Source organism: Aerosakkonema funiforme FACHB-1375, from assembly GCF_014696265.1.
Lineage (GTDB): Bacteria > Cyanobacteriota > Cyanobacteriia > Cyanobacteriales > Aerosakkonemataceae > Aerosakkonema > Aerosakkonema funiforme_A.
In genome coordinates this window covers 56,270-76,711 of the sequence record NZ_JACJPW010000004.1, presented here as the reverse complement: position 1 = coordinate 76,711, position 20,442 = coordinate 56,270, and the positions used below count along the sequence as shown (strand labels likewise).

Below are 20,442 nucleotides of genomic sequence, written 5' to 3'. Positions count from 1 at the left end.
AAAGTCAAAAATCCTTTGAGCGTCAGCTATTCAACTACTTCCCCTCTGGTGGGTTACTTCTGCCGTGCTGCACTAGGGCAAAGCGGTTACTATAAATCAAATTTTTATATTTAAAATATAGTATATCTCACCAAAACAATCAAATCAGCAGGTTGTATCCCGAAATATTTGAGCGTTTGTTTGGGAAGGTTTAGGAGTAATTTTCAGTTTGTATTTTTTTACAAATTTTTATTATCTTTCGATAAAATTTGTTGAATAATTAGAGACAGACGTTGCAGTTGGATCGGTTTAGTTAAATATTCATCCGCACCTGCTTGCAAACACTTTTGCCGATCGCCAGACATAGCTAGTGCCGTCAGTGCGATGATGGCAATATCTGTTTGCCCTTGGGCGCGGATTTGACGTATCGCTTCCAGCCCGTCCATTTCTGGCATTTGAATGTCCATCAGAATTAGGTTAGGCTGTTGAGTTTGAGCAAGGTTGAGGGCTTGTTGTCCGTTGTTTGCCACAATTAGACGATAGCCGCGACTTTTGAGATAGCTAGATACGGTATCGCTGGTTGGTTGATTATCATCCACCAGCAGGATTAAAGGAGATTCTAGGGTAGAAACTGAGCTGGCGATCGCCCCATATAGCTTGCGATCGACTTCCATCCTGTCTGAGTGGCTGCTGCCAAGGTAGGGAATGCGAATCGTAAAACAACTACCTCGTCCTACTTCACTACTAACTGATACTGTTCCTCCGTGCAAGTTGGCGATTTGTTTGACGAGTGCCAGCCCCAAACCAGTACCGCTGTAACGGCGACTCAAGCTACTATCAATTTGCACAAAAGCTTGGAAGAGTTTGCCTAGATTTTCTGGTGCAATGCCGATACCCGTATCGATGATGGCAAAGCAGAGGTGATAGGAGGATTTGGGAATCGATGAAGTAATTGTTTCTTCTAATTCTGGGGTTTCTATGGCATTCTCCAGCCGAACTTCTAGGGTAACAGAACCTCCTTCGGGAGTAAATTTAACGGCATTGCTGAGCAGGTTGATCAGTGCCTGACGCAGGCGGCGATCGTCTGCCTCAATGCTACCCAAATTTTCAGGGATATTAGTATGAAAATGAATACCTTTTTGAAAGGCTAGATGTTTGACAAAAACAACACTGGCTTCGCATAATTCTTTTATGGAAACATCGCTGATTTCCAGTTCTAATTTGCCAGCTTCGATTTTAGATAAATCCAGAATGTCATTAATCAGTTCCAGCAGATGCCTGCCGCTGCTCTCAATGGTGGCGAGGGATTTTTTTTGCCGCTCGCCCATCTCACCAAATACGCTGTCCTGTAGTCCTTCCGCCATACCCAGAATCACATTTAAAGGAGTTCGCAATTCGTGACTCATATTGGCCAAAAATTCGTCTTTCAGGCGGGTAGCGCGGGCAAGTTCGACGTTAGCAAGCATCAGTTCTTCGTTGGTATGCCGCAATTTTTCTTCTGCCAGTTTGCGATCGGTAATATCTTCATAAGAACCGAGAACGCCAATTACCTCACCTGCACTGTTGGTGAGGGGAACTTTGTTCGTTCGTATCCATAATGACTTACCATTCGTAAATTCGGTTGGCTCCTCATAACCCAATTTGGGAGTTCCGGTGTCAATCACTTTTGTATCATCTGCACGGTAGAGATGGGCCCACTTAGCCCAAGGTAACTCAAAGTCTGTCTTGCCCAGGATCTCCTCGATAGTTATTTGACCATCCTCAGCAAATGTTCGGTTGCAGCCTAAATAACGGAATTGGCGATCTTTCCAAAAGACACGCTGGGGAATTGTATCCAAGACTAATTGCAGCATCATGCGAGATTCTTGCAATTGTTGTTCGGCCAGTTTGCGATCGGTGATATCTGTTAAGGTACCGATGTAGCCGATCGGGATGCCGTTGCTGTTGGTTTCGGGTATTATCTGGCAGTAGAACCATATAATCGTGCCATCCGATCGCACAGTTCTGCCTTCGTCTCGATAGGTTTCTCCTGGAGCGGATGTTTGCAACCATTGCGCCAATTTCATCGGGATGCGATCGCGGTCTTCTGGGTGCAAAATATCTACCCACCCTATCCCCAACGCCGCTTCAGTTGGTCTACCCATCATTTCGCTCCACCGATCGTTGACATAGATGCAGTTACCATCGGTATCAAACCGGAAAATGGCAACCGGAGCTGCTTCTGCTAAGCTTGCATAGCGGCGTTCGCTTTCCCGCAATGCTTCCTCCGCCAGTTTGCGATCTGTAATGTCATAGTTAATACCGACCATGCGTTGCGGTTCGCCTCGCTCGTTGCGTTGAATCACCGCACGGGCTTTGATATAGCGGATGCTGCCATCTGGACGAATGATGCGAAATTCTGTATCGTATTCCTTTTTTACCCTGACGGCATCCTGAAGGTTGGCATCTGCGGCTGCCCGCGAGTCTGGATGAACTGCGTCGAGCCAATCTTTATATGTGGCAACTCGATCGGATTTTGACCAGCCATACAGTTCGTACATTCGATCGTCCCATTCTGCCTCGCGAACCATATCCCAATCCCAGATCCCGATCGCGCGTGACTTAAGTGCTAATGTCAATCGAACGGACAAGTTACGCAACTGTTCTTCGTTTTGTTGGCGCTCTGTAATGTCATAGTTAATACCAACCATGCGTTGCGGTTCGCCTCGCTCGTTGCGTTGCACCAGCGCGTAGCCTTTGAGGTAACGGACTTTGCCATCGGTATGAATGACGCGGAATTCGATATCGTATTCTTTCTTACCGTGTAAAGCTAAAGCGAGAGAGGCTTCCACTTGTGCCCGATCGTCTGGATGCAGCCGATTTAACCATTGCTGACAAACTTTATCGGGCTCGCACCTTTCTAAGCCGTACAGTTCGTACATTCGATCATCCCAGATGCCTAGATTGCGAACGATATCCCACTCCCAAATACCGATCGCACCTGACTTCACTGCTAGTGTCAATCGATCGGATAAGTTACGCAACTGTTCTTCGGCAAGTTTGCGATCGGTCAGATCCAGCACTGTACCAACTACGCGCACTGACTTGCCATTAGGATCTAATATCGCTTCGGCTCGTGCTAGCAAGTAGCGTAATTTTCCATCTGGATGAAGTAAGCGATACTCGTATTCGTAAGGCTGCCCCTGTTCGATCGTCTGCTGCAATAACGCATCGTGTCGATCGAGATCGTCGGGATGGACGGACTGGCGGAACTCCTTGTAGGAAGGTGGGCCAGATGCAGGCTCGCGTCCGAAAATGCGAAAAACTTCTTCTGACCAGACAATTTCTTGGGTTTGCAAGTCAGTTTCCCAACTGCCTAAATGGGCGATCCGCTGTGCGGTGGCTAGGTGGACTGCATTTTGACGGAGTTTTGCTTCGATCTGTTTTTGTTGGGTAATATCTTTGGCAATCCCTAAAAATCCGATCGTTTTTCCTTGGGAATCTTCTAGGAATTTAATTGATAGCAATACAGGAAAACGAGAGCCATCTTTGCGGATGTAAGTCCATTCGTCGTCATAGGTTCCATTTTGCGCTTTCGTCGCAAAAAATTCTCTACCGGGCGCGATTTTCTTGCCCAGTTCTAAGGAAAGTGCTTCTGCCCTTTGCTTGAGTTCTTCTGGGTCGTGGAATATTGCGGGAGTTATCTGCCCGACGACTTCTTCTGCTGTATAGCCCAACATCTTTTGAGCGGCTGAGTTGAAGGTTTGGATGATGCCATCGATGTTATTGGAAATAATGGCATAGTCTGTACCATCTAGAATTGCTTGTTGTAAATTAGTGACCGCTAATAACTCGGCTTCTACTTGTTTGCGTCGGGTGATATCTCGATCGATCCCGCGATAGCCTTGGAAGTTTCCTTGCGGATCGAAAAATGGTACTCCGCTAGTTTCCAACACAACTGAATTGCCGCACCGATGCAGGTTGGTATTTTCTATGCAGTGAATCGGTTGACGGGCATCTTTATACTTTCTCAACTCGGCTGCAACTTTTTCGGCTTCTTCTTTTGGCATCAATTCAAAAGGTGTTTTGCCGATAATTTCATCGGGTTGATAGCCGAGAATATCAAATACTTTTGGACTGACATAAGTATAAACGTTATGTTCGTTTATTTCCCATACCCAATCGCTAGAAGTTTCTACCAGATTGCGAAAACGTTCTTCACTAGCTTGCAAAGCTGCGGTGCGTTGTGCGACTCTCGCTTCCAGTTCCTGATTTAACTGTTGCAGCGCTTGTTCTGCACGAACTCGATCGGTAATATCGATCGCCACACCACCCACCAATAGTTGCTTGGAAAGACTTTGCAGGGGAAATTTGTACACTAAAAATTGTCCGATCGTACCATCTCGTCTGGGTGCGAGTTCGATCGCTTCCACTACTTGACGAGTTTGGACTACTTTCCGAATGTTTTGCAAGTATTGTTGAGCTAACTCAGGGGAATAAAGCTGTCTGTCAGTTTTTTGAGGTATATAATCTTCTGGAATCTGAAATACTTGTTTGTAGGTTTCGCTAATATAAATGAGTCGTCCGTTTTCATCTGTAATCCAGGAAGCGGTGGGACTGTTATTCATAAAGGCTTGAAAGCGCGATTCGCTGTCCTGCAAAGCGGCTTCTGCTCGTTTGCGATCGGTAATGTCCTGAATAACGCTGATAAACTGTTGGGGATTACCCGCCGCATCGCGTAGCAATGAAACGGTCAAGTTTGCCTGTACGATCGCACCATCTTTGCGGATATAGCGCTTTTCTCTCAAAAAGGTCTGCATTTCGCCTGTTAACAGCTTTTGTACCTGTTCGAGATCGATCGCTAAATCTTCCGGGTGAGTAACGTCTTTAAACTTTAGGTTTAAGAGTTCTGGCTGAGAATATCCTAGAATCTCAGATAATTTTGGGTTGGTGCGAATAAATTGGCCGTTGGGCGACACCAGGCACATTCCTACGGCTGCTTGCTCGAAGATACTGCGAAATTTTTCTTCGCTCTCTCGCAGTGCGATTTCGGTTTTCTGACGTTCGGCAATTTCCGCCTCTAGCTTCTGATTTGTCGTGGCTAAACTTGGCAGTGCGAGGGCTTCGGGAATTAGAGATGCCAATATGAAGGCGGTATAAAGTGAAACCAAAGCTGTGATTGCTTTGAGCGCTCCAGACACCCAGTAGATGGGATGCCAAAGCGTCCATACTTCCATGAGGTGAGTAGTGCCACAGGAAATAATAAAGGCGCTAAATAGCAGAAAAATACCATAAAACGGTAAATCTCGTCGCTGGCGAACAAAGTAGAGCAGCGTAATGGGGATGGAATAATAAGCAAGTGCGATCGTCACATCGGAAATCAGATGAAGTCCGACTAATTCGGGCTTCCATAGGTAGCAATGCCCGTGTGGAATAAATAAATTAAGCTTGACAAAGCTGTGAAACAATTCGTGCATAAATTTATTCAGCCTACGCCCTCTACAATGGCGTTGTTTACTGTTATATAGCGTTTGAGGGAAAAAGTAACAGTCATGCAGATGCTCTCAGCCCAAAATCCCGCTTTGTCGGCAGGGTTTGCAGCCTTCCTGATGCAGGTAGTATTTCATCTATTTTTAATAAGATTTGTAAACTGTTTAGTTAAAAAATTAAATAATTTATTATTTTGTAACTTTTATCAATGCTGCGAACAAGCAACCCTATAAATTTATTAATTTATCTTCGTTCGATAAATAAAAATAATTAACATATTTTAATAAACTTCCCAGAAGTTACTATTTCTCGAATCAAGCGTGAATTTCTTTGTTAAGGTCGCTCAAAGGAATTTGCTCATAGTAGGCGAGTGGAGGATTGAAAAAAATTATGTACCTCAAACGGCTGCAAATCCCGATCGAAAAAAGTAGATCGCCACGCTCTTTAAGCAAACGTGGCGAGTTTGGAAATCCTAGCAGTGGCGATATTATAAATGTAAGATTTTAAGAATCTCCGAGCGGGCGCTGTCAATCAGAAACCCAATTTATTTAACACGGTTTTTGGTGAAACAATGTGCTTATTAAGCCCCAACTTACCGGGTTTAATGCCTAAAGCTAAGCCAATAATTTCCGTGATATAGAGAATTGGTAGATTGTAAGAAACATTGTAGTTCTTCTCAATATCGGGTTGCCTTAGTTCCAGGTTAGTTGAACATAACGGACAAGCTAACACAATGCAATCTGCACCGAGAGATTTTGCCTCATCTAAGAGTTTCTTAGTTAACTCAAAAGCAACCTCTTGCTTTGACACCAAAATCGGGCCACCACAACACTTGGTCTTCGACCGAAAATCAACGACTTCTGCGCCACAAGCTTGAGCTAATTTATCCATTGACATCGGGAAAACGGGAGAATCCCAACCTGTGATATCTGCGGGTCGAGTTAACAGACAACCATAATAACAAGCTACTTTCAAACCTGTTAAAGGCTTTTTGATGTGAGGGGAAATATCTAGGTCGTTAGCTAAAACATCGACCACATTTCTAACTCGAATGTTGCAGTCAGAAACCGAGATTCCCATTTCGGAAAGAATCGCCGTAATTCTTTCTTTTTCGGCTTCGGTATCTAATGCCTTTAACGCTCTCGCTGACTTGTTATAACAACCGGAACAAGAAGCTAAAAGGTCGAGGTTTTCCTTTTGTGCTAAAGCGACATTTCTCGCCGCCATCGCCATACCAACATCGTGGGAAACTCCAGCCGCCACGGAACCACCGCAACATGACCAATCATGGAGTTCTTTTAGCTCAATTCCCAGTTCTGTCATTACCACTTTCGTTGACATATCGAATTCTTTGGCAGTGGTATGAAGGCTGCATCCGGGATAGTAAGAATATTTCATTGTTTGCCTACCTTTTCTAATGCTTCGCTAAATTTTTTGGGGTCTTTAATTTTGGCTGGTAATGGTGACATTTTGCCTTTGAGGGTTAATTGAATCCCCAATTTTGCTTGTGCGAGCATGGCTTGTAAACCGCCATATTTCTGCATTAGTTCGGGTTCAAATAAAATGCCTCTTTTCTCGACCAATTCTACAAATATTTGATTGAACTTGGTAGAATCGTTCTCGACTCCTTGACGAATGCCGATCGCTTTCACCGCCTCAATTACATCGGCAGGACGCACGCCACGGGGACACCGAGAGGTACAAATGTAGCAAGAAGTACATAACCACAGAGCGTTACTTTTCAGTACCTTTTCCCATTCTCCTCTCTGCACCATTAAAACCAGAGTTCTGGGTGACATATCCATCAGGTCAATATTGGTACAGCCACCGCTACAGGTACCGCACTGCATACAAGCTGCGATCGCAGCGCCTTCGCCACCTTCCGCAATCACTTTATCGAGAAATTCCCGATTCATTTTATCGCCGTCGAGTTGGCGATCGACCTTCAGACCGAATAAAAACTTTTTATTTTTAACTGCCATTGCTTTAAACCTTAGTTAAGTGAAGCTGTTCGTTGAGGCTGGGTACAAAAATTGCGCGATCGCTAGCCAAAAAACTGGCAATTTCTGCTGCTGCCGATCGTCCATCGGTAATCGATTCCATAATCGCTTTTGGCCCAGTTGCCGCACCTGCGAGAAAAATACCTCTCCGGGTAGAAGCATTATTGGCATATTGTTGATGTGCAGTGGCGTAGAAGCGATCGCAACCAACACTTAAACCCGCCACGTCTGCTAATTCGGCATTACCTTCCATTCCCACCATCAAAACCAAAAGGTCAACAGTTAACCGCATCGGTTTTGCTGTCAAAGTATCTTCTAAGCGCAACAACAAGCTGCCATCATTTTTCTCACCAGCTTCGGAAAGCCGACCCCGCAGGAATTGCACGGCATACTCTTGTTGCGATGTTCTGTACAGTTCTTCATAACCGCGACCGAACACCCGAATATCCATGTAAAGGCAATAAATTTCGCATTCGGGATTTTGTTGTTTAATTTCGATCGCAACTTTAATTCCATTGGTACAGCAAACTCGCGAACAGTAATTATTATTCACCTTCTCATCGCGAGAACCAACGCAATGCACCATCGCTACTTTTTTCGGCGCTTTCCCGTTTCTAGTTTTCACGCTTTGCGCCTTTAGCATGGCGTCCAACTCTACGGAAGTGATGCAATTATCGTAGATTCCATATCCATATTCTTCTTTAAAGGTAGCATCGAAATGCTTAAAGCCAGTGGATACCAGAATCGCGCCAGCATCAATTTCTTCACCTGTCGATACAGTCACTTTAAAGTTAGGTGCGGCACCTTCAATGCGGGTTACAGTCGCATTATTTACAATTCTGGTTTTACCCAAAGCTTGTTTTAAATTGGCGACAATTTCGGAAGCATCGGTAAAGTCAGGAAAGACTTTATACCACTTGTTTAAATGTCCCCCAACTTCGGCTTTCTTCTCAATCAAAACCACATCATATCCAAAGTCTTGCAGTTTTCCTGCTGCTGCCATTCCCGCAGGGCCACCACCGATTACGACTACACTTTTACCCATTGTCTTCAATCCTTGCTGAACTTGTGACTTTTGACTTAATTAAAATGGTCTGCGGCGTTGTTCGGGAGTTTTGGATTTGTCGTAAGGAATGCCGATTTTATCTAGTAAAGGTTCGATTTGAACAACTTTGGCATTCAATCCGCAATCTTTGAAGGGGTCGTAGCCTAACATTAACCCGGTTAATTGTGCGTAATCCAAAACGCTGACGTTGAATTCTTCTGACAAAATTTCTTTGATTGTTCCTTGTTCGGCATCTAAAAATACTGTGCAACCGGGACAGTTGGTGAGGATTAAGTTACAATCGGGGTGCGCTTCTTTGAGGCTTTTCATTTTCTTGTAAACGCTGCTGGCAGTGTAGTCTCGGTTTTCGGGAAACGCACATTGCCGGAAACCCATACCGCAGCAATGTCTCCGTTCTGGATAATCAACGATTTCGGCACCGAAAGCTTCTAATAATCCTACTAAAACTTGCGGGAATTCAGCGCCACCCATGCACTCGCTTGGAAATATTTTTCCGTAGTGGCATCCAATATGATCGACTGCTTTGATTCCTTTCAAGCTATATTTTGCTTTGGCTGCGAGTTTGTGGCGATTGGCGAAAAATACATCGGAAGCGTGAACAACAGAAGGTCTGCCGCCGGAAACGTGAGGAACCCAAAATTCTCTTCCTGTCGTTTCTTTTAAGGTTTTTTCTGTGTATTCTCGCAACTCTGGTTCTTCTTCCCAAAGTTTAATCATTTCTGTGTAGTTGGCAAAGGATGTGACGCAGAATGAAAAGAGATTATCCACACCTAATTCGTGATGGGCAACCGAAAAGTTTCTCGCCGCAACTACCATTTGTGTTTCGATATTTGACACATCTCCGTGATAGCCAATTGCGCCACAAGAAGTATGTCCGGGTGCTTCCCGCAATTCCATACCCAAATCGTTTTTTAAGATTTTATAGGCAATGCCTTCGGTATAGGGGGCGGCACTTTGAAGGAAACAACTGCGGAAGCAACCCCACAATTTTCCGCCTTCATCATCTATGGTTGGAACTTGCTTTTGATGTCTTTCCCAAGCGATATTTTCTCTTGCTACTTTCATTAAAGTTTCTCCTTATTTGTTTTCTTTGAGTTGGTAGTTTCTGCTATCAGCGGTTTCTAACCAATTTTGCCAGTATTTTTCTACTTCTGCTTTACTGCCGAGCTTCTTTTCCATGCCTTTTTCGACGGCATCCATTAATTCGATCGCACCCGTGGCTTGATAAATTGCCCGCAATTCTTCCATGTCTTTTTCCGGAATAACTCGGTGGGAACCTGGACTATTTTCCAGATTCATGGGTACATCCCACCATGCCCGCATTTCTTCGCGATGTTCGTAATAGTATTCCCAGTTTTCACCTAATTCGGGGAAATGGGCGGGTGTGATATTTTCTGCTAACAATGTATAACCTCGTTTTAATATGTTTTCCCCGAATACTCGCTTGGCAAATAATTGCTGTCTGCCTTTTTCTGACTCGGCAAAGTAACCGTAACGAACGGAAAGTCGGCGCAATGCCAGAATGACTGAGGCGGTGCTGTTGCCTCTCGGACAGCGCGTTTTACAGGAAAAACATTGCCCGCAATACCAAATTTTGTCCGATTTAAGTAATTCTTCAATTTGTTCATCATCTTCTGAGTAGCAAATGTTCATTACCTCTCTGGGGGAGTATTCGCTGAACTCTGCCGCCGGACAAACTGCTGTGCATACGCCGCAGTTCAGGCAGGCATTCATGCCGTGCTGGTACAAAAGGTCTTGTTTAAGCTCGTTAAATAATTTGCCCATAGGTATATCCCGCCACTTGAGCCACTGAGGTTATGCCGTTTGTCTATAAAAATACTATATAACTAATTAGTTATAATGTCAAGCAGGTAAGTTCAAATAAATTGCGATCGATCTCCCAACCCCAACTTACGGGGATCAAGCTCTAAAGTGGCTGAAATCACGGCAGAATAGGAAAATTACATCTGAAGGCAAATTTCAGAGAATAGTTAAGCAGGCGAACGATAAGCAAAAATACTTATAATGGAGATGCTTTCTCCTCCAAAAGAATCTCAAAGGGCAGGCAGGATGCCTACCCCACCAGAATTTTTGGAGATGTCTATTGATGGTTACGAACTGGCAACTCAATTCTAAACTCAGTGCCTTTGGCAAGGGTAGAAAAACACTGCAAATGACCTTGATGATTCTCCGTGATAATTTGATAGCTAATTGCTAAGCCCATACCCGTACCTTTACCGACAGGTTTAGTCGTAAAAAAGGGATTAAATATTTTTTCTTTAACTTCGTGAGTCATTCCACAACCATTATCGTGAATGGAGATGGTAATCCGATCTTTAGACGGAATACAAGTCGTAATTGCGATCGTACCAATATAATCTAATTTTTCGGTATGTTCTAGGCTTTGTCGCCGTTGTTCGATCGCATCGATCGCATTTACTAACAAATTCATAAATACCTGATTTAATAAACCCCCATAACATTCGATCGGGGGTAATTTACTATAATTTTTGATGACATGAATCTCTGGTCTTCCCGCTCGACCATTCAAGCGATTTTGCAAAATCACTAGGGTACTTTCGATATTCTCGTAAATATCTATTTCTTTCAAATCGGCTTCATCTAAACGCGAAAACGTCCGCAAAGACTTCACAATATCGCGAATGCGCGTCGCACCATTTTTCATCGATGCCAACAACTTAGAAAAATCACTTTCTAGATAATCAAAGTCCATATCTTCTGTCAAATTAGCAATCGCCTGGGGTGGATTAGGATAATGTTTTTGGTAAAGGTGAATTAACTCAATTAAATTATTAGCATAATTAGTAGCGGGTTGAATATTGCTATAAATAAAACTCACCGGATTATTAATTTCATGGGCAATTCCAGCTACTAATTGGCCCAAGCTTGACATTTTTTCCGCTTGAATTAATTGAGTTTGGGTATTTTGCAATTTTTTGAGGGTGATTTCTAATTCTTGAGTTTGTTGGCGCAGTTGAATTTCTGATTGACGCAATGCTGTTTCTGCCTGTATACGCTCTATTTCAGCAGCAGCACGAGTAGCAAATATTCTCAAGATGGCCGATTGCATTTCTAGATTTTTTACCATCGGCTTAGTGTCTAGAACTGCCAGCAATCCCAAACGCTCGCCAGCAGCATTTATAATCGGTAAACCAGCATAACTTTCGGCTTGGAGCATGACTAAATCAGCATCTTTAGGAAAAAGCGATTGAACTGAATTTTGGTATAAACATAAATCACCTTTAGTATAAACGTTCTCACAGGGAGCGCCGACTAAATTGTAAATAAAATTATCGCCAAATTCGTCTCCTGCCCAAAATGCTAGAGTTTGGGCGGACAATTTTTCTGAATCAACAAATATGGCGATCAAAGCATAACGTACTTCTAAAACTTGGGCGATATATTGGACGCAACTTTTGAAGAATGAGTCGCCTATTTTTGCTGCTGTACCTTCAACAATTAAACGGAGAGCTTGTTCTTGATGTTTGCGATCGCTAATATCAAAATTAATCCCGATCATCTTTCGAGGATTACCTTCTGCGTCCCGCCGAACTAGACCGAATGCTTTAATGAAATGGATACTACCATCAGGATGAACGACGCGAAATTCAATATCAAATTCTGCTTTTCCCAAAACAGCTTGACGGATTAATCTTTCCGAGGTTTCTCGGTCATCAGGATGTAGCCCAGTTGCCCAAATGTCGTAAACTAATCTGGAATCAGTGTTCTTGGTTACGCCATATAGCTCGTACATCCGATCGTCCCAAAGGAGGGTGTTCTGTACGAGATCCCATTCCCAACAGCCAATTTTCCCGGACTTGAATGCCAACGACAAACGGTCTGATATTTCCTTCAGTTGAGCTTCGGCTTCTTTGCGATCGGTAATATCATTTCCTATACCCAAAAATCCGGTAATTTTTCCGTTGCGATCGCGTAAAGCCGTGACAGAAAGTTGCACGGGAAATCGAGAACCATCTTTACGAATATAAGACCATTCATATTCGTCAACTATTCCCAAACGTGCCTTAGCAACAAATACCTCAAACCCCGGTGCAATCGGTTGACCGAGTTCTGCGGTTAGTTCGGTTGCCCGTTGTTTAATTTCTTCTAAATCGTGAATAACTGCTGGTGTAAGTTGGTCTATCATTTCGGCTGATGAATATCCCAATAATCTTTGGGCAGCAGCATTAAAAGTTTTGATAATACCATTAGGATCGGTTGAAATAATTGTATACTTAGCGCTGTCTAAAATTGCTTCTTGTAAATGGCTAGTTTCCATTAACTTAGCTTGCGCTTCTTTGCGGGATGTTATATCAACTCTAATTGACAAATACTGACTTGGTTTACCATGCTCGTTGAGCAAAGGAATGATAGTTGTATCTACCCAATAATAAGTGCCATCCTTAGCTTTATTTTTGATTTCTCCTTGCCATTCTTGCCCTGCCGAAATAGTCTGCCAAAGATTTTGGAAGAATTCTTTAGGATGATAATCGGATTTGATTAAGCGATGGTTTTGGCCAATGATTTCGGCTTTAGAATATTTAGATATTTGGCAAAAATTATCGTTGGCATAGTTAATGATTCCTCGTTCATCCGTGATGGAAACGATCGCGGCGCGATCCAAAGCAAATTTAATATCTGATAATTGTTTTAGGGAATTGCGGAGAGCGAGTTCTGTGGCTTTACTTTCTGTAATATCTCGCAGGATTGTGGAAAAGTATTCGACTTTTCCTTCCGTTGATTTGTGAGCTAGGATGACTTGAGAAACGGGAATTTCGCGTCCGGTCGAATCCTGTATTGCTGTCTCGCCGTGCCAACTGCCGGAACGTGCTGCTGACGGCAAGCCCTGATTGAAGATAATATCTAAAGCCCACTTGGGATGAGATGTAGATATTTCCACATTGGCGATTGTATCTTCATTATTATCAAACAGATTTCGCCAAGCTTGATTGAGATACAAAGCTTTACCCGTTAAATCGGCAGTTCCGACTAAATCTGATGTGCTTTCGAGAATGGCAAGCAAGCGTTGATTGTCAGCTTCAGCCTTTTTGCTGTCTGTGATATCCCGAATATAGCCATGCCAAAGGGTACTGCCATCTGGTTCTCGCTGGGGCGTAGCATCACCGACTAACCACAACATCCGTCCATCCGGTAAGCAAACTCGATATTCGCAATACCAAGGGGTAAGGTGTTCGGCAGATTCGAGAATGGATTGATTGAGGCGATCGAGATCTTCAGGATGAATAATTGCAAACATCTTAGAAGCATCCTCGCGCACTTCTTCTGGGGTAACGCCATAAATCTCTTTCAAACCCTCACTGGCGTAGGGAAGATGGAAAGTACCATCAGGACGCATCCGAAACTGATAAATAACTCCGGGAATGTGGCGGGCAATTTGTTCTAAGGGATGACTCTCTGCGGGGGTAGCTATCCTCCCTGGCGCAATACCTGCTTCTTGTAGTTGCGCTTGGCTTTGTGCCAGTTGACGGCTAAGTTCCTCGACTTGCGCCTGTGCTTGTTTGCGTTCTGTAACATCTCGCATTACGGAAAGATGGCGATGAGGTAAAAAGTTTGCTGTTGCGGCGTATTCCACGATACGGATTTCCCCATCAGTCCGCACTAAGCGAAACTCACCCCGCGCTTTTTCCTGTTGTAGAAATTGTTGCCATACTGCTGGGAAATCATACCCAGGTTCTGCAAACTCATAGATGTAGCGTCCCAGCAGTTCATTTCGCTGTAGGCCAAATAATTCACAGGCGGCGGGGTTGACATCTAGGTAACGCCCTCGGTCATCGACGATCGCGATCGCATCGAGGGCAGTCTCAAACAGCGTCCGCAATTGACGATCTCTAAGAGACTGCTGGGTTGGATCTTCTGACTCGATGGGGCGATCGAGGCCAGAACTATATCCTAATGGGGATGACATACAAGATTAATTGCTTGTACGAGTTATTATTTTTACATTTTGCACTACGATCGCGAAAAGCGCTAATATCTCGCTTCCAGACTGGTTTTGGGAAAATCCCAAATCTAAAATCTAAAATCGTCTCGTCAGAAGCCTACTTTTTTTGCCTAAGTTTCCGATCGAGATGATGTTTGGTAATATACCAAGCAAACAATCCCAATCCTCCACCCACTACGAAACTTAAAACAATCGCACTAATGAAAGGATGAGGCGGCAGGAAAGGATGTTGCAGGGAAGGTAATCGCCAAGGTTTTTCTATTAAGGGATAGCTAGTCGCAAAAATTCCGGCAACGCCCACTCCCACACCAATTCCAGTACCCACAGCTTGAATGGTGTTTTGCAATTTTTCAGCATTTTCGGCTTGCTCGATTTCCACCAAACCGCGTATACTAGCAATAGCTTGGTCTAATAATTGCGAACCCGGTTTAGAATAATTTAAATCGGCTTGGATTTGTAACTGGAAGGTTTGGATTTCTCGTTCCACGAAGCGACTAAATAACTCAAAACGATCGTTTACTTGCGCTTGCAGGCGTTTGAGAGTGCGCTGATAATTTACGGTATTAATATTAATTGTATTGCCAGCATTCTCCAGCTTGCGAAATTCGGAGGTATATTTGGGCGTAGTTTTCAACAAGTCTTTCAGGTTGGTTTTCAAAACTTCTAAGTCGAGAGAGTCTGGTAATTGCGATTTGCTGGCGATTTCGCTTTGGATTAATTTGTCGAGTTCCTTGGCATATCGGCGACTCATTTGATAAACATGAGCGATTTTATGATAATATAAAAATAATTCCGGTAAATCGAAATAAATTTTTTGGAGTTGTTCTGAGGTAAAATCACTAAAGTAGAAGAGGACGAGAACGCGAGTTTGGGAAGTTTTTGCTCTACTAAATTCTAAAAGGTAACTATCTAAAAATTTCTCGGCTTGATAAAACTCAGGACAGGTGTCACCTAGTAACGGTTTGAGCAACTTTTCGGCATGAGGTCTTAATGCTTCCGGTTTATCGGGTTCGGCTATATTCAAATAAGCGGTAATCAGGAAAGTTTGACCGATAAAATTCGGGTCATCTGACAAACTTAGGCATTGATTTGGGTTAAATTTGGCAATTTCGTTTAAGTTGACGGTATCAAAACCAGCATCTTGGGGACGGAAAATATTAATTAACAAAGCGTAGCTATCGCCAAGTTTTTGGGGATACAGTAAAAGGCGATATAAAGGTTTGGGATTGAGAGGGTTTGGGTTTTTCTCTCGACTGGAAAAACTGAAAAATTGCCTGCCCGATTTATTCGCATTTAGCAATTCATAGTTATGCGAGTCGGGGAATTGTTGCCGAAATGCTGGGAATGGGTTATTATCGAAGTCAAAGATTCGATCGTAGTTATTTTTTAGTAATTTTTCATATTTATCTTTAAAGCTTTGTGGGGGTTCGTTAATCGCAGTTGGCGAATCTAAATCTGTGCCAGATTGGAGGGTGAAGGCGAACAAACTAATGTTTAAAGGATAATAAAGCGAATCTTTATCGGACATTGTAGTTAAGGTTGGGGATTGTTTTGTGGGGTGGTAGGTTGTTGAGACTTGATTATCCTTTGGATTTCGTATTTATTTTCAATAACTTCAGCTTCGCTTGTCGGGTCTGGCGGCGGGATTTCTCCATCTTTTTCGTCATCCATATCGATACGAAATTTAGACCAGTTAGTTTTGTTTAAGGTTTCATTGATTTGAGGATATTTGCTACACCAGCGAAGAATCGTCAAAGCAATTTTATCGGCGGTGTTAACAGCATCTAAATCGTCAGCGAGTTGATTAAGGTCTTGCCAAATGATAGGATCGAATATATCGCTATTTTCTTTCGCCTCCTCCATTTTCAGCAAAGTTAAAAAATCGAGAATTTTTCCACTTGCATCAAACTTCAGTTCCATAACTTTCACCTTATCCTAAATCTCATCTCCAAAGCTTACAGCATATTTCAGGTAAATAGATCCCCGACTTCTTAGAGAAGTCGGGGATCTGTGTACCTCACTAACCTGCAAAGCGCTGTATCTGCGTTCATCTGCGGTTAATAAAAATTTTGTTTTTTTACCGCAGATAAACACAGATGAACACAGATGTATATTCGATATTATCATAAACCGATGGGGCAGAAAGCTGCCCAATATTGCGGTTCGGCGAAGGGTTGGTAGTTGGGAAATTCGGTAAGCAGGATCATTTCTAGGATCGTAAGTTGATTTTCATCCATTTTAACTTCATTTTGCGACCAGGTTAGGAAGTTTGGGCGGTTAACGCTTTTGAACCACTTTTGGGCGGTTTGCAAGGCGATGGCGATATGGGAGATTTTTTCTAATTCTTGATAGAAGCGAATCATTAAAAAAGCGGTGGCGAAATCGCTGACACACCATAAGCTGCTGACGACGTTTATCGCGCCTACATAGAAAAACCCGCTGGGTAAACCGATATATTCGTCGGTGGAAACTCGTTCGACTAATCCGGTTTCGCAGGCGGAAAGGGTGACGAGGCGACAAACTGGTAAGCTGAGATTAGCGAAGATTTCTTTGAGGGTTAATCCTTGGGTGAGTTTATCCAAGCGGCGACCGTTGCGGAGGGTGATATATCTGTGTTTGTTTTCTGGAGTTTCGGAAATTTCAGATAAGTTTGGGATGGCGATTTCGCTGGCGAAAAATAAGGCGGATTCGAGAGGATTTTGGGCATCGAAACTGCCATGACAGGAGAAATGGGCGTAGTAAGCTGCACTTAATTGGGCTAAGTTTTCTGGTGAGTTAAACGCTTTTTTGGTTGCTTTCTCGCGTTTGAGGATGTGAATGTCTGGATTGAACTGGCGGGAAATTGTTTCGACTTCGATTTCGGTGTAATCCAAATCTTCGGTGGGATTTTGGATGGCGAATAGGGATGTTTTGGGCGGTGATTGGCGTTGGCGTTGGTGGAGGCGTTCTAAAATTTGACAACTGGGGGCGTATTGTATTCCTTGGGGAAATAAATCGATGAGATATCCTGTTTCTGCTTTTCTTTTACCTTTTAATGCGTGAAGTGGTAACAGATGTAAGTCGCAGTGGGGAATTAGAATCAGTTTTTCGATTCTGTCGGGGATTTTGGCGAGGACTTCGTTGAGGTGAAGTGAGGCGGCGAGGGTGGTGAGGCGACTGCTGAGAGTATCGCCCCAGGTTGTTTGGCGGTAGTCGCTGAGGTAGGTGTCGATGTCGCTGTCGAGTTGTTGGCGTTGTTGGGGGGAAAAGTCGAGATATTGGATTTCGGGTGTTGCTTTGGGTTGATTTGAGATTGTGACTATAAATGTATAAAACCCAGATTCAGCATAAGGGGGAAGATACCACTCGATGAGGGCGGTTTTGTGGTCGAGAAGTTGGGTAAAGTCGGGTAGTTGGGGGGTGACTTTTTGGGTGTCGGTGAAAGTGGGGTCGTTGATTTCTATCAGCAGTTGATTGAGTTGCTGTTGCAGGGTTTTCAGTTGGGTTTGTTGGGGAGATGTTGGGGATGGGGAAGTGGCGGCGACGGAAATACTTCGTTGCTGGGTTTTGCTGTCGCTGTCTGTTTTGGTTTCTGCTGGGGTTTCGTTGCGGTCGAATTCTTGTTGCAGTTGGTTGATTTGGCGGCGAAGTTGGCGAAATCGTTGTTTTTGGTCGTCGGTGGCGTTTCGCGGTTCTAAGTTGGCGCTGTCGAGGAGTTCTGTCAGGGTGCGAGATTTGCTGCGTTCGATGGTGAGGAGGGCGGTATCGTAGCGTTGGGCATTGATGCAGCTTTGCACCATTTTTTCGTATATATACAGGGCGTTTTCGAGGATTTCTCGCTTGCTGCGTTGGGATGTCGCCCACTCCCGACTTTGTTCGACGGCAGATATGGCGTTTCCATACCCGTGAATGGCGTTTTCCCAGTCTTGGAGTTCAAAAGCGAGGTTGCCGAGATTTTGTCCTGTTTGCAGACAGTCAAGGGGAAAAGCAGTAGGCGTGAGAATTTCTAAAGCTTCTCGATAACATTTAATGGCTTGCTTAATATTATCTGCTTTTTCCCCTTTGATTCTATCAGAATAGGTAAACCCCAGATTATTTTGCGTCGTTGCCCAATTTTGGGGAAAAGCTTGGCGAGTGTAAACTTCCAAGGCGGCGGTGTAGGATGCGATCGCTAATTCTAGGTTATCTGCTTTTTCCCCTTTGATTCTATCAAAGTAGGCAGCACCCAGATTATTTTGCGTCATTGCCCAATTTTGGGGAAAAGCTTGGCGAGTGTAAACTTCCAATGCGGCGGTGTAGGATGCGATCGCTAACTCTAGGTTATCTGCTTTTTCGCCTTTGATTCTATCTGAGTAGGCATTTCCCAGATTATTTTGCGTCATTGCCCAATCTTGGGGAAAAGCTTCGCGAGTGTAAACTTCCAATGCGGCGGTGTAGGATGCGATCGCTAATTCTAGGTTATCTGCTTTTTCGCCTTTGATTCTATCTGAGTAGGCAGTTCCCAGATTATTTTGCGTCGTTGCCCAATTTTGGGGAAAAGCTTGGCGAGTGCGAACTTCCAATGCGGCGGTGTAGGATGCGATCGCTAATTCTAGGTTATCTGCTTTTTCCCCTTTGATTCTATTTCTGTAGGCGATTCCCAGATTATTTTGCGTTCCCGCCCATTTTTCGCTACCCGTTTCCCGATGACTTAAAACTATTTGATAACCTATAATTGCAATTTCAATATTATTCCTTCTGTTTCCCAAAGGAAAGTCACTAATATCAATACTCAAATTTTCGATAACGCCGAGAATTGACTCAATTGTTTCTGGATGTTCGGCAATTAAATTTTCAGCCACTTGCTGTAAAATCTCCGCAAATCGCCCATTGAGGAGATGTTGCCGTTCCCCTAACATCGGGTAAATTACCGCCACATCGCTATTGCTTTCTTCTTCTGCTTGCAATAAATCTAGGATAAAGTTTCGATAATTTTCGATATTTTCATCTTCTGAAATATCGCCATTCCCCGCTGACTGCATTCCCAACCATTCCCCTAACTGACTGGCAAGATTTCGCAAAAAATCAACTGCATTCTCATTTCCCGCCTCTGCCAACTGTCCCGCTACTCCCTCGCAAACTTGCAGAAAACCCAAATCCAACAAATCCGAGTTTGCCTGTAAAATCTCTGGTTCTTCCCCGCTTGGACAATTTAGCAGTTCTTGAATCAGATTCACGTAAGCTTGAATGCGTTCCTCATTCATAAGGTGATGCCAGTAGCCGATCGGACAAAAACCCATCCGCAATCCATTTTAACCGATCTCGTGCAGGCACGGGAGAGTCTGGTATTTTCGCGTCTTTCGGGTTTATGGTAGAAAATGTTTGTCTATGTTACAGATATAGCATGGATTCATTACGGTTTGAATGGGACGACCAAAAAGCACAAATTAATATCCAAAAGCATGGGGTTTCCTTTGATGAGGCGGCAACTGTTTTCTACGATCCCCTCTATCTTGAAGATTACGATGAAGCTCACTCTGACCAGGAAGATCGGTTTAAGATTGTAGGCATATCAAGCAATGGGCGCTTGTTGGTTGTCACTTACATTGAACGAGTCGATAGAATACGGATTATTAGTTCTAGATTAGCGACAAAAAATGAACAACGAATCTATGAATCACAAACTTGAACGGGATGAAAGCGAAGCAGAAGATATGTTGGAGGAATATGACTTCAGCAATGCCAAACCTGGTAGACATCGGGGATTTAAGGGATCTTTGATTCGCGTTTTGGAAGACGGAACAGAACAAGCGATAACAAAAAACGATCGCCCAAATATTGAACGAGATCGGCGACAAATAAGTTTGTTGCTAGATGCCTTCATCGTGGAATACTTCGAGACAAAAGCGGGTGAAGAAGGGGTTCAAGAATTGATTAATCAGGTGTTAGCAGAGTACATCCATTCTCAGTATTAAGTAGGGTGCGTC

12 protein-coding genes are annotated in these 20,442 nt (G+C 43.6%); 2 read left to right on the top strand and 10 right to left on the bottom strand.

Going from position 1 to position 20,442, the window contains the following annotated elements:
* Positions 1 to 218: 218 nt before the first annotated feature.
* The 10 genes from H6G03_RS02595 to H6G03_RS02550 all read right to left on the bottom strand — a co-directional run bounded on the left by H6G03_RS02595 (position 219) and on the right by H6G03_RS02550 (position 19,719).
* Entirely contained in the window at positions 219 to 5,435 is a 5,217-nt protein-coding gene (locus H6G03_RS02595; protein ID WP_190461777.1) for a PAS domain-containing sensor histidine kinase, read from the bottom strand.
* Between the two features lie 544 nt (positions 5,436 to 5,979).
* Positions 5,980 to 6,846 (bottom strand): CoB--CoM heterodisulfide reductase iron-sulfur subunit B family protein, encoded by an 867-nt coding sequence (locus H6G03_RS02590; RefSeq protein WP_190461775.1) that lies wholly within the window; start codon positions 6,844 to 6,846, stop codon positions 5,980 to 5,982.
* The gene (locus tag H6G03_RS02585) at positions 6,843 to 7,430 is read right to left on the bottom strand and encodes a 4Fe-4S dicluster domain-containing protein (protein WP_190461773.1); all 588 of its coding nucleotides are present in this window, start codon (positions 7,428 to 7,430) and stop codon (positions 6,843 to 6,845) included. The genes H6G03_RS02590 and H6G03_RS02585 overlap by 4 nt, the downstream gene beginning before the upstream one ends.
* A gap of 4 nt (positions 7,431 to 7,434) precedes the next feature.
* Entirely contained in the window at positions 7,435 to 8,493 is a 1,059-nt protein-coding gene (locus H6G03_RS02580; RefSeq protein ID WP_190461771.1) for an FAD-dependent oxidoreductase, read from the bottom strand.
* A gap of 39 nt (positions 8,494 to 8,532) precedes the next feature.
* On the bottom strand, positions 8,533 to 9,579 hold the full coding sequence (locus H6G03_RS02575; protein ID WP_190461769.1) for a heterodisulfide reductase-related iron-sulfur binding cluster: 1,047 nt from the start codon (positions 9,577 to 9,579) through the stop codon (positions 8,533 to 8,535).
* A gap of 12 nt (positions 9,580 to 9,591) precedes the next feature.
* Positions 9,592 to 10,299 (bottom strand): 4Fe-4S dicluster domain-containing protein, encoded by a 708-nt coding sequence (locus H6G03_RS02570; RefSeq protein WP_190461767.1) that lies wholly within the window; start codon positions 10,297 to 10,299, stop codon positions 9,592 to 9,594.
* A 316-nt stretch (positions 10,300 to 10,615) separates the two neighbouring features.
* The gene (locus H6G03_RS02565) at positions 10,616 to 14,461 is read right to left on the bottom strand and encodes a PAS domain S-box protein (protein WP_190461765.1); all 3,846 of its coding nucleotides are present in this window, start codon (positions 14,459 to 14,461) and stop codon (positions 10,616 to 10,618) included.
* A gap of 133 nt (positions 14,462 to 14,594) precedes the next feature.
* Positions 14,595 to 16,025 (bottom strand): hypothetical protein, encoded by a 1,431-nt coding sequence (locus tag H6G03_RS02560; RefSeq protein ID WP_190461763.1) that lies wholly within the window; start codon positions 16,023 to 16,025, stop codon positions 14,595 to 14,597.
* A 5-nt stretch (positions 16,026 to 16,030) separates the two neighbouring features.
* A complete protein-coding gene (locus H6G03_RS02555; protein WP_190461762.1) occupies positions 16,031 to 16,417 on the bottom strand; it encodes a hypothetical protein in 387 nt (128 codons plus the stop codon).
* Between the two features lie 203 nt (positions 16,418 to 16,620).
* The gene (locus H6G03_RS02550; protein WP_190461760.1) at positions 16,621 to 19,719 is read right to left on the bottom strand and encodes a CHAT domain-containing protein; all 3,099 of its coding nucleotides are present in this window, start codon (positions 19,717 to 19,719) and stop codon (positions 16,621 to 16,623) included.
* 140 nt (positions 19,720 to 19,859) lie between these two features.
* Here H6G03_RS02550 and H6G03_RS02545 point away from each other — a divergent pair, with 140 nt between their 5' ends.
* Positions 19,860 to 20,144 (top strand): BrnT family toxin, encoded by a 285-nt coding sequence (locus H6G03_RS02545; protein ID WP_190461757.1) that lies wholly within the window; start codon positions 19,860 to 19,862, stop codon positions 20,142 to 20,144.
* Positions 20,128 to 20,430, top strand: coding sequence for a hypothetical protein (locus H6G03_RS02540; RefSeq protein ID WP_190461755.1), 303 nt, complete (start codon positions 20,128 to 20,130; stop codon positions 20,428 to 20,430). Before H6G03_RS02545 ends, H6G03_RS02540 begins: the two co-directional genes overlap by 17 nt.
* Positions 20,431 to 20,442 lie beyond the last annotated feature (12 nt).

What these genes read in the sequence shown, in the direction of transcription:
- H6G03_RS02595 (WP_190461777.1), bottom strand. Translation starts at nt 5,435, where the DNA reads ATGCACGAATTGTTTCACAGCTTTGTCAAGCTTAATTTATTTATTCCA.
- H6G03_RS02590 (WP_190461775.1), bottom strand. Translation starts at nt 6,846, where the DNA reads ATGAAATATTCTTACTATCCCGGATGCAGCCTTCATACCACTGCCAAA.
- H6G03_RS02585 (WP_190461773.1), bottom strand. Translation starts at nt 7,430, where the DNA reads ATGGCAGTTAAAAATAAAAAGTTTTTATTCGGTCTGAAGGTCGATCGC.
- H6G03_RS02580 (WP_190461771.1), bottom strand. Translation starts at nt 8,493, where the DNA reads ATGGGTAAAAGTGTAGTCGTAATCGGTGGTGGCCCTGCGGGAATGGCA.
- H6G03_RS02575 (WP_190461769.1), bottom strand. Translation starts at nt 9,579, where the DNA reads ATGAAAGTAGCAAGAGAAAATATCGCTTGGGAAAGACATCAAAAGCAA.
- H6G03_RS02570 (WP_190461767.1), bottom strand. Translation starts at nt 10,299, where the DNA reads ATGGGCAAATTATTTAACGAGCTTAAACAAGACCTTTTGTACCAGCAC.
- H6G03_RS02565 (WP_190461765.1), bottom strand. Translation starts at nt 14,461, where the DNA reads ATGTCATCCCCATTAGGATATAGTTCTGGCCTCGATCGCCCCATCGAG.
- H6G03_RS02560 (WP_190461763.1), bottom strand. Translation starts at nt 16,025, where the DNA reads ATGTCCGATAAAGATTCGCTTTATTATCCTTTAAACATTAGTTTGTTC.
- H6G03_RS02555 (WP_190461762.1), bottom strand. Translation starts at nt 16,417, where the DNA reads ATGGAACTGAAGTTTGATGCAAGTGGAAAAATTCTCGATTTTTTAACT.
- H6G03_RS02550 (WP_190461760.1), bottom strand. Translation starts at nt 19,719, where the DNA reads ATGAATGAGGAACGCATTCAAGCTTACGTGAATCTGATTCAAGAACTG.
- H6G03_RS02545 (WP_190461757.1), top strand. Translation starts at nt 19,860, where the DNA reads ATGGATTCATTACGGTTTGAATGGGACGACCAAAAAGCACAAATTAAT.
- H6G03_RS02540 (WP_190461755.1), top strand. Translation starts at nt 20,128, where the DNA reads ATGAATCACAAACTTGAACGGGATGAAAGCGAAGCAGAAGATATGTTG.